We start from the raw sequence: 15,717 nt of genomic DNA on the forward strand, positions 1-15,717 counted from the left end.
CTCCTTCTTGCAGTTCTGCCTCAACGCCGGCTGTCCAGATGCAGCTGAGGACGCCTTGTTACTTCATGTATTTCACGATGTCCTCGCCGAACCACTTCTGCGAGAGCTTGTCGATCGTGCCGTCGTCCTTCAGTTCCTTGAGCACCTTGTTGACCTCCTCGGCCAGGATCTTGTTTTCCGCTGACCGGTGAATCAGCATGTACGTGTTGTTGCTGTAGACCGGATCGGATGCGACGATATCGAGCTTCTTGTTGTCGATGACCGCCTGCTCACCGAGGTTAGACGGTAGAACCAATGCGTCGAACTTGCCGTTCTGAACTTCATCCAGGCGGTTCGGGTAGGGGATCCCGGCGCTCGATGCCGTGACGTCGAGCTTATATTGCGGATTCTCTTTCTGCCAGTTCATGATGAACTTGTAGGTTCCGCCACCTGCCGTGGTCGGAACGATCCTCTTGCCGACCAGGTCCTTCATTTCCTTTATGCCGCTGTCTTTCTTGCTGTAGATTTTCATCAGACTGGCGCCCATCGGGTTCTCTGGAATGATGAATTGCTTCTCTCGCTCGGGCGACTTGTAGTAGCCACCTACGGCGATGTCGTACTTCCCGGTGGCAAGGCCGGTTTCCTGGGCGATGTCAGAGACACCTTCCATTTCGAACTTGTACTGCGGCAGCTTCGCATTGATCGCCCTCAGAAGATCGGGCTCATAGCCTTGCGGTTCGACGCCGATCGCGCCCCAGGCCAGCGGCTTGGACTCGGCAGACGTCGCGATCTTGACCGTCCGGACGGCCTGACCATAGCTGATCCCAGCGGTTGCGAGGGCAATTGCGATGCCACCAGCGACGGCCAGGACATAGCGGCGGGAAAAACCGGATGTGATTGCAGACATTTCTTGGGTTCCCTACTTGTTGAGCTATTGAAAAGCGAGTTCCGACTGCAGGAATTGAGCCAGTCGTGGACTGGAAGGCGCGTCGAAGATTTCAGCCGGACTGCCGTCGGCGGCAACCACGCCACGGTCCATAAAGACGATCCGGTTCGAGATGTTCTTTGCGAATTGCATCTCGTGGGTCACAAGCAGCGACGTGATCCCTGACGACGTGACATCCTTGATCACCTTCAAAACTTCACCGACAAGTTCAGGGTCCAGCGATGACGTAGGCTCATCGAAGAGGATGACGTCAGGACGCACCGCCAGCGCGCGTGCGATGCCGGTGCGCTGGAGCTGGCCGCCCGAGAGCTGGGATGGATAGCTGTCTCGCTTCGACGAGAGACCGACCCGATCGAGCTCTCTGAGCGCGATTTCCTGCGCCTCTTCCCTGGATTTGCGCTGCACCACAACGAGCGGATCCATCACGTTCTGGAGGACCGTCATGTTCTTGAAGACGTTGAACTGCTGAAAGACCATCGCGGTCCTCAACCGGATCGCCTGGACAGCGGCCTTGTCGGCACGCTGGTAATCCATCCGAATCTGATCGAACGCGATGGTTCCTGACGACGGCTTGGCCAGATAGTTGATGCATTTCAGCAGCGTGGTCTTGCCGGTGCCGCTGGGGCCGATGATCGACACCACGTCACCCCGCTTTACCGAGAGATTGACGCCGTTCAGGACCTGCGTGCTTCCGTAAGACAGCTTTATATCTTTGAGTTCAAGCATTGCTGGTTGCCCTTCGGAAAGTGTGGGACGGACTGGCTTGACCGTATGCGACGTCATCACCCGCTCTCCGCATGGCCCAGGACATGCATCAGCCGGTTTGCCCAGCCGAAGATCGCTATGGCGTGGACGAGGTCGATGATCTCGGCATCATTCATGCCGACTGATCGCAGCGAGGCGACGTCGTCTGCCGTCGCTTCCGACGGCGCCGCCGACAGGCGGCGGGCAAAGTTGTAGATTGCCGCATCGCGCGACCCGAGCTTTTCAGGTTTGTCGAGATACAGCGCCGTGACCACTTCATCGCTCTTGGTCAGCTCTGCATGCCGGCGGGCGTGAACGACGGCACAGAATTTGCAGCCATTGACGATCGAGGCACCCAGTGCGCCAAGCTCGCGGTCGGGACGGGCAAGCCCGCCCTCGACGTACATGATCGCGTTGAACAACACCGTGCGGGCAAGATAGCTCTCGGGATCATGCACAAGGGTGCGCACATATTCCGAAACTTTCTTGGCCGACGGCGTAACCTTCATCGCTTCGAGCTGTTCCGGCGTTGCCTCCGATAGCTCGACCGGTGCGATATAGGGATGCCAATTCAGCGGCTTCAGGCGCACCGAGGAAATCATGCCCGCCTCATCAATCGCAAGCCGGTTGCGACCCGGGTCTGGAAGTTGATGAAGGCAATCAATTCGGAGAGCGCAACGATCTGGGGATTGTTCAATCCGGCTTGGGCGAGCAGGGCAATGTGGCTCGCCTCCGCCTTTTTCGGCGTCAGGGTGATCAGGTCAACATGTCGGGCGATGGTCGCCAGAGGTTCATTCAAATCCGTTTCCCCCCGGGCCAAGGACAGAAGCTGCTCCGTGGGACCAAGCTGAGCCAGTTGCACCTCATATTCGGCCATCAGGACGGGGTCGGCGTTCAGAGCTGCCATGCGACGGGCCAGAGCGACCCGCAAATTCGGCGCCAGCCCCTGGTCGTTTGCCGGCTGCAGGACGGAGAGGCGACATTCCTCGGCCCCTCGCACGAATTCGGGCCGAAACCGCCGTGCAGCAAAAAGGGCATCGTCCGGTGAAAGACCTGCAGCCTTGTCCATTGCGTCGATCACAGTGCGGCCTCCTTATGCAACAAGGGTGTTGAATCGACCCATTCGTCGCCCAGAAGTTCCGGGGTGTCATAGGCGATCAGATTGGCGAAGTGGGTTTCGACGTCTTCGGCGAACAGCGACGCGGCAATGCCGCGGACCAGACGGTCGGCACCGGCGCTGACGGCCGGGATATCGCCGGAGACCTTACCATGGGTCAGCATGGCGGCGTCGTTGAAGCAGTGGACATGCGCCAGCATCGGGCAGGAACCGGGGACGCGCTCGCGGAATTCGAAGGCGGGGCCGAGATCCGGTGCCTCCAACATGCCTGCGCGCGGCGGCCCCATGTCCGGCGTATATCGACCATCCGACCAGGTGCGAATGTGTGGGGCGAGGGCAGCGAATTCCGGGCGACCACTGAAGTCATTTGAAAAGCCGGTCGCAGCGATCATGAAATCGTAGCGCATCGGCCCTTGCGTAGTTCCGACCAGAAGGCCTCCGGCATCTTCCTTCACCGCGACCACACCACAGTCGAGAAAGAAGCGGGCATTCGCATGACGAGACACGCGAAGCGTCGATGAACGCGGCGGCGGCGTCTGGGTCGAGGCGGTGTAGTCGAAGAATCTCCACTTCCAGGAATCGGGCAAATGATACATGCCGAGGATGACACCCTGGCTGCCGATCCCGGTCAGCTTGTTGATCCGCGGCATTTCCTTGCGCCGGATCAACATGTCGACTGAACCGGCGCCCGCCTCGAGCGCCGTCGCGGCATTGTCCATCGAAGAGGCGCCGGCGCCGATAACCGCAACACGCTTGCCCTTCAGTGCATCAAAATCGATGTCGTCGGCAGAATGGGCCCAATAGGAGCGATCGATGCCCCTGAGGAAATCGGGCACGGCAAAACCGCCGAGACCGGACCGACCGGTGGCTAGAACGAGACGACGGGTGAGAACCCGGCCGGTTTCCGCGCCCTCGACATCGATCGCAATCAGATCGCCAACGGCTGCAACGCCTGTCATGCGCACGCTGTTGCGCACCGGCAGACCAAGAACGTTCCGATACCAGACCAGGTAGTCCATCCACTGGCCTTTGGGGATTTTGTCCAGCGACCGCCATGCCTCAACGCCCCATTGTGCCGTGAACCAGGCGCGGAATGTCAGCTGCGGCAGGCCGAGCGACGGACCGTGCAGCGTTTTCGGCGACCGGAGCGTTTGCATGCGGGCAAACGTTATCCATGGCCCTTCGAAGCCGGCCGGAGCCGCGTCATAGGCGACGACATTGGTTATCCCCGTCAGCACCAGCTTTGCGGTGGCAGCAAGTCCGCACATGCCGGCGCCGATCACAACGACGTCACGGACCGGCACGCCATCGCGCGAACGTGCGGGAACCCATGGCTTGGCAGGCAGTTCGAGAAAATCGAGGTCCTGAGCAAGTTGTGCTTCAAGCGCGGCTAGACCTCTCAGGGGGAGCGAACTGGGGGTGTGCTTCATATTCCCGTTCCGTGATTTGTGCCGGAGGCAGGATCGGTCACCAATTGGCCGGCCAGGGTCGGATCGAGTTTCTTGAAGCCAACGATCGACCGTTCAGCCACCGCCTCGACCGCATCCACCAACGCCTGCGCGACTGGACGAAGGGGGCGTTTTTCGGCAGCCACAACACCCCAATAAAAGAGGACGGTTACGTCGATCGGGCGGATGACGACCCCAGGCAAGCCCACGCCATAGGCGGTGAGGGGATCGATGACAGCCGCAACACCAGTCCGGCGTACGATCTGCAACGCGCCATAGGCGGTATTCGTGCGGATTACTGGCCCGGTGTCGATGCCCCTGGCCGCCAACGCCTTGGAGACATGCAACTGGAAACGCAGCGGGTTGAGCAACGTGGCGACGCGGCGGCCGGCAAAAGCGGAAAGCGGTATGACATCTAGTTCGGCCAGCGGATCATCCTCCCGCACGGCAGCAACATCAGGCGCCGAATAGAGCCGCAGGACATCCAGACCGGGCGTATCGAGCGGCAGGCTTGAAAACCCGACCTCGGCACGTCCGCTGCGCACTTCCTGAGCGACGGTCGAGGGAAGGAACTGCCCGAGATGCGTCTCGTGCGGAAGCTCGGCACCTTGGAGTTCAGCCAAGGCCGTAGGGATCAAGCCGGTGCCGATCGCGGAGGTGGTGACGATCTGCAGGATTCGCCCTCTGCCGGCGGCGATCATCTTGGCCCGCGCTGCGAGTTCGGTGAAGGACATCAGCAGGCGTCGTGCTTCCTCCTCGAACGCGACTCCTTCTTCAGACAACTGCACCCGTCGACCGATCCGATGCAGCAATTCGAAGCCAAGTTCGGCCTCGAGCTCCTGAATGGTGCGCGTCACCGCAGGCTGGGAACGCCCGAGCATGTCAGCCGCCCTGGTGATACTGCCGCTGGCAGCAACCGCAAGGAAGGTCTGAAGGTCCCGGGTTTCCATGTTTCTCCTACATGCGTAATCCGTATGATTGACATCGTCTCATTCGTTTTTGATATATGTCAAGCGGAAACGAATGTTCGTTACGGGCTTTGTGCATATGCCGGCCTCAGCGCCAGAATCCGGGTCGGAGGCGGACAGGGACGTCAGACGCGGCTCCAGCTTGCGAAGCCTCCTGAAGAAAAGAATTCAGGTGACGGCGGCAAGGATTCTCGAACCACAAAGCCTGCGACAGGAGGAATATTATGCGCGTGAGTATTCTGGGCGCCGGAGCAATTGCTTATGGCCTTGCCGCCTATTTGGCAGGATCGGGGCATTCGCCAATGCTTTGGTCACCGTCGGGGCAGCGCACCAAGGGGTTGGCTACCGGCGAATTGTTGAAAGCGACGGGGGACATCGCGGCGACGGTACCGGTGCGCATCGCCAAGGATTGCAAGGATGCCATCGCCAACGCGGACGTGGTGGTGATTGCACTTCCGGCTTACGGCCACAGGATGGTGATGGATGCTGCCGCCCCCCATCTGATCGATGGAATCCCGGTCATCATCAGTTCGCATTGTTCGTTCGGGGCACTGTATCTCTCCAGGCGGTTGGCGGAGCGCAAGGTCAGCTTGCCGATCGTCCTGTGGGGCACAACACTGTTGACCGGGCGGCAACTCGGGCCAACCGAGGTCCATGTCACCACCATTCGCCAGAAGCTTGATGTCGCGACGCTGCCTTTCAAAGCTCAGGATGAAGGATACGGATTTTGCACGAGCCTATTTGGTGATCGTTTTGTCAAGCGCGACGGCATGCTCGCGATCGCGCTCAGCAACCTCAATCCGCAAAACCACTTGGGAATTGCCCTCCTCAACTTGACACGCATGGAAAAAGCCGAGCAATGGAGCCAGGGGGGAAACGTCACCCCTGCCGCTGGCCGCCTTATCGAGGCTCTGGATGCCGAACGGCTAGCCATCGCGGCCCATTTTGGTATCGCGGTTCGCACCGTCCAGGAGCATTTTTCATTGTCGTTCCATGTTCCGAAGGGAACCGTTTCGGAGATGAACCAGGAGATGGATCGTCAAGGCCGTGGCGGCTTTGGTCCGACAACAATCGAAAGCCGCTACATTCTCGAGGATGTTCCGTTTGGACTGCTGCCGACCGTATTGTTGGGTAAGATCACCGAGAAACCGGCGACGCTCCACGAGTCTGGAGTTTCGATATTATCGGCGGCTTACGGTCGCGATCTCAAGGGGGATAACGATATTCTTCCCGCGCTCGGCCTCGAGGGAATAGCAAAGGCGGATCTTGAAAACCTTTGCCGCACGGGGTTTTGAGTGCGCCCGCAGCCGATACGGCATGATCACATTTAGGGGCGCCGCGCTACGTCATCGCGTCGGTGCATTTTAACAGTGGTGCGCAGCGTCAGGGCGATGTCGCTGGCGCCGCGATCGCCAGAACCAGCCATGCAACCGTCGAAAGTAGCGTTCGGGACGCCGCGGGGAATCGAGCATCCTGAATTGACAATATCCCCTCCGGGGGGATAGCACTTCAGAATGAAAGAGCGTCCCCACATTCACGAGACCCATCCCGACATCGTCAAACGGCTGAAGCGGGCCGACGGTCATCTGAGGGGCGTTATTGAGATGATCGAAGCAGGCCGGCCTTGCCTTGACATTGCCCAGCAGCTTCATGCCGTCGAAAGGGCTGTTTCCCAGGCCAAGAAGACGCTCATCCAGGATCACCTAAACCACTGCCTGGAAGATGTCGTGGGGCCGCTGCCGCGTGAGCAGCGCCGCTCGATCGATGAATTCAAGGACATCACCAAATACTTGTGAGACACGCTCCATGATGGACGGCATTCGCGGCTGGTTCGGCTTCGGCCCGGCAGCTCAAGGCTTCGGCGGGCATGGCCATGACCATGGCGAGGGCGGACACGGCCACACGCATGGCGTGGTCGATCCCACAATCGCGACGACCACACGCGGCATCTGGGCGATCAAATGGTCGTTCGTGCTGCTAGCCCTCACAGCGGTGCTGCAACTGGTCATCGTATTCCTCTCGGGCAGCGTGGCGCTGCTTGCCGACACCATCCACAATGTCGGCGACGCGGTCACCGCCATCCCGCTGTGGATCGCCTTCATGCTGGCGCGGCGCAAGCCCAGCAAGACCTTCACCTACGGCCTTGGCCGGGTCGAGGACCTGGCCGGCATCATCATCGTCCTGATTATCCTCTTCAGTGCCATCGTCGCCGGCTATGAGGCGATCGACAGGTTGATCCATCCCCAAGCCATCAGCTTCCTCGGCTGGGTTGCCGCCGCCGGCCTCGTCGGTTTCCTGGGCAATGAGGCTGTCGCGGTATTCCGCATCCGCGTCGGCCGCGAGATAAACAGCGCGGCCCTGATCGCCGACGGCTATCACGCCCGCACCGATGGCTTCACCAGCCTTGCGGTGGTGCTTGGCGCGGCCGGCGTCTGGCTAGGCTTCCCGCTCGCGGACCCGATCATCGGCCTTTTGATCACTGTGGCTATCCTCGCCATCGTCTGGCAGTCCTCAAAGGCGGTGCTGACACGCATGCTGGATGGCGTCGAGCCGGGCATCGTCGAGGAAATCCATCATGCGGCTGAACATGTGAGGGGCATCCAACGGGTCGCCCAGGTGCGGGCGCGCTGGATCGGCCACAGGCTGCATGCGGATATCGCCATCAAGGTGGCCGAGACAGCGAGCGCAAAGGATGTGGTCGGCATCGCGGAGGCTTTGAGAGGGGAGCTGTTCGACCACCTGCCGGCGCTCTCGGAGGCGAACATCCGTCTGGAAGGCGAAGGCGGATCCGTGGCGGGCGGTTCGGCCCACGCCGATCATGCGCCGGAGCCTTTCAAGGTCGTCAGCGACCTGGCAACGGGAACGCTCGAAATCGTCGATACGCCCGCTGGCGAGCGCTTGCGTCTCACCATCGACAGCCATGCCGACGATCTGGGGGCGACCGTGATCATCGACCGGTCCGAAGGTCCCGAGACGCTTTCGCTCGGGCCTGTCGCCGGCAATCACCACCGCCGTGAAAGCAGCGTCGCCCCCGCCGAGCCGCACGAGTTCGAGGCGAGGCTGATCCTGACCTCTAAGGGCAAGCAACAGGTCCTGCCGTTCAAGATGGTTGAGCCGGAAGGCCACCAACACTAGGACGGGGCAGACTTGCGCGACTTGACGGGTTCGCTCAATCGGTGTCGCGTGACGCGGGTCGATGACAGATCTCGCCGCTCACGCAGCTCTGTTCTTCTCAGCAAGGTCCGCCCCCGCTGGAGGTTGCCACAGGTTGGCCAAGTCCGAGCTCATTTAGGGTTGCGCCGCACAACGGTGCAGGAGCAGCACTGCCGGTTTGGCCAGCTAGGCTATTCGCAGACAGCGATCAAAGCCGCGCCTTGGTGCTCCGGGGTGTCGCCAACAACAGGCTGGTCTCGCTGCCGGTGATGCCGGGGATCAGGCGGATGCGCCGCAGCACGGCGTCGAATTCGGTCAGTGTCTGCGTCCCCAGCTCTATCACCAGGTCCCAGCGGCCGTTGGTGGTATGGATCGTCGAAACCTCCGAGAAGCCGCCAAGAGCGCGGATCACACGATCGGCGGCATGCCCTTCGATTTCCACCATCATGATGCCGCGTACACGCTGGTCGACGGCATCGGCTCGCAGGATGACGGTATAACCGATGATCGCACCGGCTTTTTCAAGGCGCTCTATGCGAGACCTGACCGTTGCCCGCGAGACGCTGACATCCATGGCAAGGTCCGAGATGCTGCGCCGCGCGTCATGCCGCAAAAGCGTGATGAGCTGTTCGTCAAGCTGATCCATGGCTCAGAATGCAATCAAATCATTCCATTTTGATAGCTCATTTCGACAAATTTGCCAATTTGATATGTTCATCCTGCCAGTTATCCGCGCTCCAATGACGCCTAGAAAACGCGCGGGGAAATACGGATGCATTGTACGATCGTCGGGGCACCGATCCAGGTCGGCTCGGGCCGGATGGGTTGCGAGATGGGGCCTAGTGCGCTGCGTACCGCAGGCCTGGCGGCCGCGCTCACTGAACTCGGACATACGCTGGCCGACCTTGGCACCGTCGCCTCTGCCGATATGCGCCCGATCAGCCACGGCAATGCCGCCTTGAAGGCGCTGCCGGAAATCGTCGCATGGACGGCGGCGATCACCGAGGCGGCCTATGCAGCCAGCGCCGGCGCCCTGCCGATCTTCCTTGGTGGCGACCACAGCATTTCCGCCGGCACGCTGGCCGGTATCGCCCGCCGGGCGGCGGAAGCCGGCCGCCCGCTGTTCGTGCTGTGGCTCGACGCACATCCTGATTTTCACACGCTCGACACCACGACCAGCGGGAATTTGCATGGCGTGCCGCTGGCTTATGCCAGCGGGCAACCCGGCTTCGAAGGCTACTTCCCCAGCCTGGCGGCTTGCGTGGATCCGGCCCGTATCTGCACACTGGGCATCCGCAGCGTCGATCCGGCGGAGCGCGAAGCGCTACGCAAGGCGGGCGTCACCGTGCACGACATGCGGATGATTGACGAATACGGCATGGCCCCGCTGCTTCGCGCCTTTCTCGAGCGGGTCAGTGCCGAAAACGGCATGCTGCATGTCAGCCTCGATGTCGATTTTCTCGACCCTTCGATCGCGCCTGCCGTCGGCACCACCGTGCCGGGCGGCGCCACCTTCCGCGAGGCTCATCTGGTGATGGAGATGTTGCACGACAGCCATCTCGTCACCAGCCTCGATCTGGTCGAGCTCAATCCCGCACTCGACGAACGCAACCGCACCGCAACCCTTCTCGTGGACCTGACCGCGAGCCTGATGGGCCGGCGGATCATGGACCGTCCCACACGGAGTTATTGAACTGTGACCCCCCGTCTGAACATCGTGCCCTTCGTCAGCGTCGATCACATGATGAAGCTGGTTCTTGCCGTCGGCATCGATCGCTTTCTCATCGATCTCGCTGCCTATATCGAAGAGGATTTCCGACGCTGGGAATTGTTCGACAAGACCCCGCGCATCGCTTCGCACAGCATCGACGGCGTCATCGAACTGATGCCTACGAGCGACGGACAGCTCTACGGCTTCAAGTATGTCAACGGTCATCCAAAAAACACGCGCGACGGGCGCCAGACCGTGACGGCGTTCGGCGTGATGGCCGATGTCGGCAATGGCTATCCGATGCTGCTTTCGGAAATGACCATCCTGACCGCGTTGCGCACGGCGGCGACGTCGGCCGTCGCGGCCAAATACCTTGCTCCCAATGCGGCGGACTGCATGGCAATCATCGGCAATGGCGCCCAGTCGGAATTCCAGGCCATCGCCTTCAAGGCCCTGCTCGGCATCGACAGGCTTCGCCTCTATGACATCGATCGGTCGGCATCCTTGAAGTGCGCGAAAAACCTTGCGGGGTTCGATTTCGACATCGCGATCTGCGCTTCGGCGCAGGAGGCGGTGGAAGGGGCTCACATCATCACGACGGTCACCGCCGACAAACGCTCCGCGACCATCCTGACGGACAACATGGTCGGATCGGGCGTGCACATAAATGCCGTCGGCGGCGATTGCCCCGGCAAGACGGAATTGCATCGCGATATTCTGCTGCGCTCCGACATATTCGTCGAATACCCGCCGCAGTCGCGCATCGAGGGTGAAGTCCAGCAACTCGAGCCGGACCATCCCGTGACGGAGTTGTGGCAAGTGATGACCGGCAAGGCCGCCGGCCGCCGGGATGCCAGCCAGATCACCTTGTTCGATTCCGTCGGCTTTGCGATCGAGGACTTTTCCGCGCTGCGCTACGTCCGCGACCAGCTTCAGCGCACCGGCCTCTACGAGGAGCTCGATCTGCTGGCGGACCCGGATGAGCCACGCGACCTCTTCGGCATGCTGCTGCGCGCCGACAAGGCCGCCCAGATCACGGCCGTATCCGGCTGAGTTTTCGCAGAAAGCCTGCTGCAAAATGCCCGCCCGAGGGCGGAATGTAATCTGCATGGGATCGGAGGGCGGGAGCTGCGCAACGCGCGGCGGCTGAATATCCCTGGCTAAAGTCGCCGACGCCAATGGCCTCAGCCGGAAACCAGGTTTGTCAGCATGGTTGCCGCCTCGGTGCCGGCCAAGCCGAGGTCGAGAACGCTGCTCATGTGATTGGCTCCAGGAAGGGCGGTCTGCGAGACCTGTAGTCCCTGCTCCTTCAGATGCCGCGTAAACGCCTCGGCCTGGCTGTGGAATGGCGGCGTTTCATCGGTGCCGACAGCGATCTCGACCGACACCGACGGATCGAAACGGCGGGTGAGCGGCGAGAACCTGGCTGCGTCCTCGTCCGTTATCGCGATCTCGGCGGCAAGGAAAGAGGTCTGAAGGGGCTTCAGGTCGTAGAGACCGCCAAGCAGCAACGCGCCTTTGATTGTCGAAGTCCGGCCGTCGTCATTGAAAAGCATCGTCGCAAGTTGGGCGCCGGCTGAATGTCCGCTCACGGTCAGGCGCTCGGTATCGCCGCCGTGATCGCCGATATGGTCGAGCACCCAGCTTTTGGCGCGCCGCACCTGGTCGACGATCGTGGCCATCCTCACAGCCGGCATCAGCGCATAATCGACGATGACCGCGATTGCGCCGGCGCGCGTCACCGTCTCGGCGACATAGGAATAGTCGCGCTTGGAGAACATGCGCCAGTAGCCGCCATGGATGAACATATGGACCGGCAGGCGGTCGCGCTTGCCCTCCGGAAAGAACAGGTCGATGGTCTCGGTGGCATCCGCTCCATAGGCGATATCGGCAACCATCGGCATGGTTGCCCGCACCTCCGTGCTGCGACGAACGATCTCGGCGACGATGTCGTCGAACTCGGCGACGTGATCGCGGATGCGGAAAGGATCATTCTGCATGGGGTGCCCGTTCACATGGTCACGGCGATGTACTTCGCCTCCATGAACTCGGCAATGCCGTGCTTCTGTCCGCCTTCGCGGCCAAGGCCGCTCTGCTTGACGCCGCCGAAAGGTGCCGCCGGATCCGACATCAGGCCGCGATTGAGCGCGACCATGCCCGTTTCGATCTTCGATGCCACGTGCATGCCCCTGGCCAGATCACGCGTGTAGATGTAGGCGGCAAGGCCGTATTCCGTGTCGTTGGCGCGCGCGATGACTTCGTCCTCGTTCTCGAAGCGGCTGATCGGGGCCACCGGACCGAATATCTCCTCCTGCGCCATCTCGGCATTGGCGGGCACGTCCCGAAGGACGGTCGGCGGATAGAAATAGCCCTTGTCGTCGGCGACCGCGCCGCCGCACAGGATCCTGGCCCCACGGGCGACCGCGTCCTTGACCAGCCGATCGATCTTGTCGACGGCCTTCTTGGTAATCAACGGACCGCATTCGGTGTCCGGGTCGGTGCCTGAACCGAGCTTGAGCGCGGCCATGCGTTGGCGCAGACCTTCGGCAAACGCGTCATGGATGCCGGCCTGCGCGTAGATGCGGTTGGCTGCCGTGCAGGCCTCGCCGGCGTTTCGCATCTTGGCGACCATCGCGCCATCGAGGGCCGCGTCCAGATCGGCGTCATCGAAGACGATGAACGGGGCGTTGCCGCCGAGTTCCATCGAGCATGAGATGACGTGCTTGGCGGCTTCGGCCAGCAGAACACGACCCACGCCGGTCGAACCGGTGAAGGATAGCTTCCGGACGCGCGGGTCGGCGAGCATGGCGGAGGTCACTGGTCCGGGGTTCGAAGTGGTGAGCACATTGACGACGCCGGGAGGCACACCCGCCTCCTCGTACAGCGCGGCGAGCGCGTAGGCGGTCAGGGGCGTCTCGCTGGCGGGCTTCAGAATGACGGTGCAGCCGGCGGCCAGCGCCGGCGCGATCTTGCGTGTCGCCATGGCGGCGGGGAAATTCCAGGGCGTTATGAGCACGCAGATGCCGATCGGATGATAATCAACGACGATCCGGTTGGCGCCTGACGGCGCCAGGCCGAACTCGCCGCTGATGCGCACCGCTTCCTCGGCATTCCAGCGGAAGAATTCAGCCGCATAGGCGACCTCGCCGCGCGCGTCGCGCAGCGCCTTGCCGTTCTCCAGCGAGATCAGCGCCGCCAGCGTATCGGACCGTTCGACCATCAATTCGAAACAACGCCGCAGTATTTCCGAACGCTTGCGCGGCGCGGTTGCGCGCCAGCCTGCCGCCGCCTTCGCAGCCGCCTCGACGGCAGCGGCGGCATCGGCAATCGTGGCGTCCGGGACAGCCGCAATCACGGCCTCCGTGGAAGGATCGATCACCTCAATGAGACGACCGTCGGAAGACGGTCGCCAGTGTCCGTCGATATAGAGGCCGTGCGAGAATGTGGTGTAGTCGAACATGTCCGGATCTTCGTTGAGTTGCCCTTGGGGTACGTTCATCTCATCACCTCTGGTCAGACTGAGCTTGCGGCCATGTCGCCGTCATAGGCGGCCCTCACCAGCCGCCGCATCGCGGCGATGTCGAAAGGACGAGGGTTGTTCTTGATCAGCCGATCGATGCCGAGCGCCTGCTCGGCGGTCCAGTCGATCTTGTCGTGTGGAAGACCCAGATCGGCCAGCGTGCGGGTGATGCCGATCGCCGCGAACAGCCGGGCTACCTCATCGATGGTGGCGCGCGCGGTCGCCTCGGCGCTCTTTGTCTCCGTCACCCCCAGAGCGGCGCCGACCGCCGCTATTTCGTCGGTCGCGGCGGGCAGATTGTAGCTCATCACGTAGGGAAGCATCGTCGCCACGCCCAATCCGTGCGGCGTGTGGGTAAGCGCGCCGACGGGATATTGCACGGCGTGGGCAGCCGCCGTTCCGGCCGTGCCGAAAGCGCAGCCGGCCGCCAGCGCTCCCATCATGACATCGGCGCGTGCGTCTTCGTCCGAGCCGTCCCTGTACGCCTTTTCGAGACTGCGGCCCAGGAGCTGGATGGCCAGCAGCGCGAAATGATCGGTAAGGGCGCTCTTGCCGACGAAGACATGCCGCTGCGGCAAGTGCGGATCGGCGCCGCGTTTGGCGGACGTAAAGGCTTCGATCGCGTGGGTGAGCGCGTCGGCTCCGGCAATTGCCGTGAGGGAGGGCGGGCATGTCGAGGTGAGTTCCGGATCGCAGAGCGCGACCGCGGCAATGAGATGGGGACTGGAAATGCCGACCTTAAGCGTCCGCTCCGGATCGGAGATCACCGCCACCGGCGTCACTTCCGAACCGGTGCCGGCGGTGGTCGGGACCGCGATTACCGGAAGCGTGGGGCCGGGCACCTTGAACTCCCCGTAGTAGTCCTGAAGCGACCCGCCGTGACTGATCAGCAGCGCGGCGCTTTTGGCCATGTCCAGGCAACTGCCGCCACCGATCCCGATCACCATGTCCGGCTTGAATTCCTTCGCATGGGCGGCACAGACGGCAACGCTGTCACGAGGGACATCCGGGAGGATGCGATCGTACACGAGCGTTTCGATCGAGCCTGCTCTCAGTGCCGCGCTGATCTGCGCGAACATTGGCGTCCCGGCGAAACGCTCATCCGTGCAGATGAATGCGCGCCGGCCATATCTGGCGGCAATATCAGGCAGCGCGTGGCGCTGGCCTTTGCCGAAAAGAATCTCATGCGGCAACCGGGCTGCTGCAAATAGCGTCATGAAGTGTGTCCTTCGAATATGGATTGGGGAGCGGGGGATCGGAGATCACCGCTTGCCCAGCGTGCGTGGCGTGGTTCGGGCAAGGCACGGGCCAGAGCCGTCGTCGAGTTTTCCTGCCTCACGAAATATCCTCTATAAAATCGTATAGGATATAGGATTGAATTGCGCGGAGCATCGTGTTAGAGGTCGCCCCTGTCAAGAGGCAAAACATGCAGAATCCAGACCTTACCGTCGACAATGACGCTCGGTTGACAGGCCGCATTCAGCGCGCCAACAGCCTGTCGGGCGACGTCTACGAGGCGATCTTCCAGCAGCTGATGTCGCTGAAAATAGCTCCGGGATCGCGGATCACCGTCGACAACCTTGTCAAGGAGTTCAACGTCTCGCATACGCCGATCCGCGAAGCTCTTGGGCGGCTGGAAGGCGAGGGCCTGGTGGTGAAAACCCATCTGATCGGGTACCGGGCCGCGCCCCAGATCACACGGCGCCGTTTCGACGAACTCTATGAACTGCGCCTGCTGCTCGAACCCGCAGCCGCCGCCAAGGCAGCCGCTGCGCTCGATGAAGCCCGGCTGATGATTTTGCAGGAGGCGGCTGGCGTGATGGCCAGGCGGGTGGGCAAGGACGAACGCCTGCGTTATTCGAACTTCGCCCGCCAGGATGCCATCTTCCACGACAAGGTCATGGAGTTCGCGCAGAACGAGCTCATCCGCGAAACGCTGAACCACCAGCACACCCACTTCCACATTTTCCGCCTGATGTATCACTCGCGGGTCACCGAGGAGGCGCTCGACGAGCACGAAGCCATCCTCGCCGCTTTCGCGGCCAGCGATCCGGTTGCCGCCGAAAAGGCGATGCGCGTGCACATAGAGAATTCGCGGGACAGGCTCCTGCCTGCATTCGAGTAGGCCGCG

At 61.9% G+C, this 15,717-nt stretch carries 16 protein-coding genes; 6 read left to right on the plus strand and 10 right to left on the minus strand.

The window, feature by feature from the left end; genetic code table 11:
• Positions 1-58: 58 nt before the first annotated feature.
• Genes FJ959_RS14065 through FJ959_RS14090 form a run of 6 tightly spaced genes read right to left on the minus strand, consistent with a single transcriptional unit; the run spans position 59 to position 5,184 of the window.
• Positions 59-886, minus strand: a complete 828-nt coding sequence (locus tag FJ959_RS14065) for a transporter substrate-binding domain-containing protein (protein ID WP_140559901.1) — start codon at positions 884-886, stop codon at positions 59-61.
• 24 nt (positions 887-910) lie between these two features.
• Positions 911-1,651 (minus strand): amino acid ABC transporter ATP-binding protein, encoded by a 741-nt coding sequence (locus FJ959_RS14070; RefSeq protein ID WP_140559957.1) that lies wholly within the window; start codon positions 1,649-1,651, stop codon positions 911-913.
• A 56-nt stretch (positions 1,652-1,707) separates the two neighbouring features.
• The gene (locus tag FJ959_RS14075; RefSeq protein ID WP_140517387.1) at positions 1,708-2,271 is read right to left on the minus strand and encodes a peroxidase-related enzyme; all 564 of its coding nucleotides are present in this window, start codon (positions 2,269-2,271) and stop codon (positions 1,708-1,710) included.
• Entirely contained in the window at positions 2,268-2,750 is a 483-nt protein-coding gene (locus FJ959_RS14080) for a hypothetical protein (RefSeq protein ID WP_140499332.1), read from the minus strand. The genes FJ959_RS14075 and FJ959_RS14080 overlap by 4 nt, the downstream gene beginning before the upstream one ends.
• On the minus strand, positions 2,747-4,216 hold the full coding sequence (locus tag FJ959_RS14085; protein ID WP_140584261.1) for an NAD(P)/FAD-dependent oxidoreductase: 1,470 nt from the start codon (positions 4,214-4,216) through the stop codon (positions 2,747-2,749). Before FJ959_RS14085 ends, FJ959_RS14080 begins: the two co-directional genes overlap by 4 nt.
• On the minus strand, positions 4,213-5,184 hold the full coding sequence (locus tag FJ959_RS14090) for a LysR family transcriptional regulator (RefSeq protein WP_140552093.1): 972 nt from the start codon (positions 5,182-5,184) through the stop codon (positions 4,213-4,215). Before FJ959_RS14090 ends, FJ959_RS14085 begins: the two co-directional genes overlap by 4 nt.
• Positions 5,185-5,426: 242 nt before the next feature.
• Between FJ959_RS14090 and FJ959_RS14095 the strand changes: the two genes are divergently transcribed.
• The 3 genes from FJ959_RS14095 to FJ959_RS14105 all read left to right on the plus strand — a co-directional run bounded on the left by FJ959_RS14095 (position 5,427) and on the right by FJ959_RS14105 (position 8,337).
• Positions 5,427-6,497, plus strand: coding sequence for an NAD/NADP-dependent octopine/nopaline dehydrogenase family protein (locus FJ959_RS14095; RefSeq protein ID WP_140499326.1), 1,071 nt, complete (start codon positions 5,427-5,429; stop codon positions 6,495-6,497).
• A 219-nt stretch (positions 6,498-6,716) separates the two neighbouring features.
• Entirely contained in the window at positions 6,717-6,998 is a 282-nt protein-coding gene (locus FJ959_RS14100) for a metal-sensing transcriptional repressor (RefSeq protein WP_140499324.1), read from the plus strand.
• Between the two features lie 10 nt (positions 6,999-7,008).
• Complete coding sequence (locus FJ959_RS14105; RefSeq protein ID WP_140584262.1) at positions 7,009-8,337, plus strand: cation diffusion facilitator family transporter; 1,329 nt, start codon at positions 7,009-7,011, stop codon at positions 8,335-8,337.
• A gap of 226 nt (positions 8,338-8,563) precedes the next feature.
• Here the strand turns inward: FJ959_RS14105 and FJ959_RS14110 are convergent, their stop codons facing one another.
• Positions 8,564-9,001, minus strand: a complete 438-nt coding sequence (locus tag FJ959_RS14110) for an Lrp/AsnC family transcriptional regulator (protein WP_140499320.1) — start codon at positions 8,999-9,001, stop codon at positions 8,564-8,566.
• Between the two features lie 126 nt (positions 9,002-9,127).
• Here FJ959_RS14110 and rocF point away from each other — a divergent pair, with 126 nt between their 5' ends.
• Together rocF and FJ959_RS14120 are read left to right on the plus strand one after the other, a co-directional pair.
• Positions 9,128-10,048, plus strand: a complete 921-nt coding sequence (gene rocF, locus FJ959_RS14115; RefSeq protein ID WP_140521344.1) for an arginase — start codon at positions 9,128-9,130, stop codon at positions 10,046-10,048.
• A gap of 3 nt (positions 10,049-10,051) precedes the next feature.
• Complete coding sequence (locus FJ959_RS14120) at positions 10,052-11,119, plus strand: ornithine cyclodeaminase (protein ID WP_140630418.1); 1,068 nt, start codon at positions 10,052-10,054, stop codon at positions 11,117-11,119.
• A gap of 131 nt (positions 11,120-11,250) precedes the next feature.
• Here FJ959_RS14120 and FJ959_RS14125 read toward each other — a convergent pair whose 3' ends face one another.
• Genes FJ959_RS14125 through FJ959_RS14135 form a run of 3 tightly spaced genes read right to left on the minus strand, consistent with a single transcriptional unit; the run spans position 11,251 to position 14,803 of the window.
• A complete protein-coding gene (locus tag FJ959_RS14125) occupies positions 11,251-12,066 on the minus strand; it encodes an alpha/beta hydrolase (protein WP_140622775.1) in 816 nt (271 codons plus the stop codon).
• 11 nt (positions 12,067-12,077) lie between these two features.
• On the minus strand, positions 12,078-13,565 hold the full coding sequence (locus tag FJ959_RS14130; RefSeq protein WP_140630420.1) for an NAD-dependent succinate-semialdehyde dehydrogenase: 1,488 nt from the start codon (positions 13,563-13,565) through the stop codon (positions 12,078-12,080).
• Positions 13,566-13,579: 14 nt separating this feature from the next.
• Positions 13,580-14,803: an iron-containing alcohol dehydrogenase gene (locus FJ959_RS14135; protein ID WP_140630422.1), complete on the minus strand. Its 1,224-nt coding sequence runs from the start codon at positions 14,801-14,803 to the stop codon at positions 13,580-13,582.
• A 209-nt stretch (positions 14,804-15,012) separates the two neighbouring features.
• Here FJ959_RS14135 and FJ959_RS14140 point away from each other — a divergent pair, with 209 nt between their 5' ends.
• Positions 15,013-15,711 (plus strand): GntR family transcriptional regulator, encoded by a 699-nt coding sequence (locus FJ959_RS14140; protein WP_140499296.1) that lies wholly within the window; start codon positions 15,013-15,015, stop codon positions 15,709-15,711.
• Positions 15,712-15,717 lie beyond the last annotated feature (6 nt).

The organism is Mesorhizobium sp. B2-2-4 (assembly GCF_006442375.1).
GTDB lineage: Bacteria > Pseudomonadota > Alphaproteobacteria > Rhizobiales > Rhizobiaceae > Mesorhizobium.

What these genes read in the sequence shown, in the direction of transcription:
- FJ959_RS14065 (WP_140559901.1), bottom strand. Translation starts at nt 886, where the DNA reads ATGTCTGCAATCACATCCGGTTTTTCCCGCCGCTATGTCCTGGCCGTC.
- FJ959_RS14070 (WP_140559957.1), bottom strand. Translation starts at nt 1,651, where the DNA reads ATGCTTGAACTCAAAGATATAAAGCTGTCTTACGGAAGCACGCAGGTC.
- FJ959_RS14075 (WP_140517387.1), bottom strand. Translation starts at nt 2,271, where the DNA reads ATGATTTCCTCGGTGCGCCTGAAGCCGCTGAATTGGCATCCCTATATC.
- FJ959_RS14085 (WP_140584261.1), bottom strand. Translation starts at nt 4,216, where the DNA reads ATGAAGCACACCCCCAGTTCGCTCCCCCTGAGAGGTCTAGCCGCGCTT.
- FJ959_RS14090 (WP_140552093.1), bottom strand. Translation starts at nt 5,184, where the DNA reads ATGGAAACCCGGGACCTTCAGACCTTCCTTGCGGTTGCTGCCAGCGGC.
- FJ959_RS14095 (WP_140499326.1), top strand. Translation starts at nt 5,427, where the DNA reads ATGCGCGTGAGTATTCTGGGCGCCGGAGCAATTGCTTATGGCCTTGCC.
- FJ959_RS14100 (WP_140499324.1), top strand. Translation starts at nt 6,717, where the DNA reads ATGAAAGAGCGTCCCCACATTCACGAGACCCATCCCGACATCGTCAAA.
- FJ959_RS14105 (WP_140584262.1), top strand. Translation starts at nt 7,009, where the DNA reads ATGATGGACGGCATTCGCGGCTGGTTCGGCTTCGGCCCGGCAGCTCAA.
- FJ959_RS14110 (WP_140499320.1), bottom strand. Translation starts at nt 9,001, where the DNA reads ATGGATCAGCTTGACGAACAGCTCATCACGCTTTTGCGGCATGACGCG.
- rocF (WP_140521344.1), top strand. Translation starts at nt 9,128, where the DNA reads ATGCATTGTACGATCGTCGGGGCACCGATCCAGGTCGGCTCGGGCCGG.
- FJ959_RS14125 (WP_140622775.1), bottom strand. Translation starts at nt 12,066, where the DNA reads ATGCAGAATGATCCTTTCCGCATCCGCGATCACGTCGCCGAGTTCGAC.
- FJ959_RS14130 (WP_140630420.1), bottom strand. Translation starts at nt 13,565, where the DNA reads ATGAACGTACCCCAAGGGCAACTCAACGAAGATCCGGACATGTTCGAC.
- FJ959_RS14135 (WP_140630422.1), bottom strand. Translation starts at nt 14,803, where the DNA reads ATGACGCTATTTGCAGCAGCCCGGTTGCCGCATGAGATTCTTTTCGGC.
- FJ959_RS14140 (WP_140499296.1), top strand. Translation starts at nt 15,013, where the DNA reads ATGCAGAATCCAGACCTTACCGTCGACAATGACGCTCGGTTGACAGGC.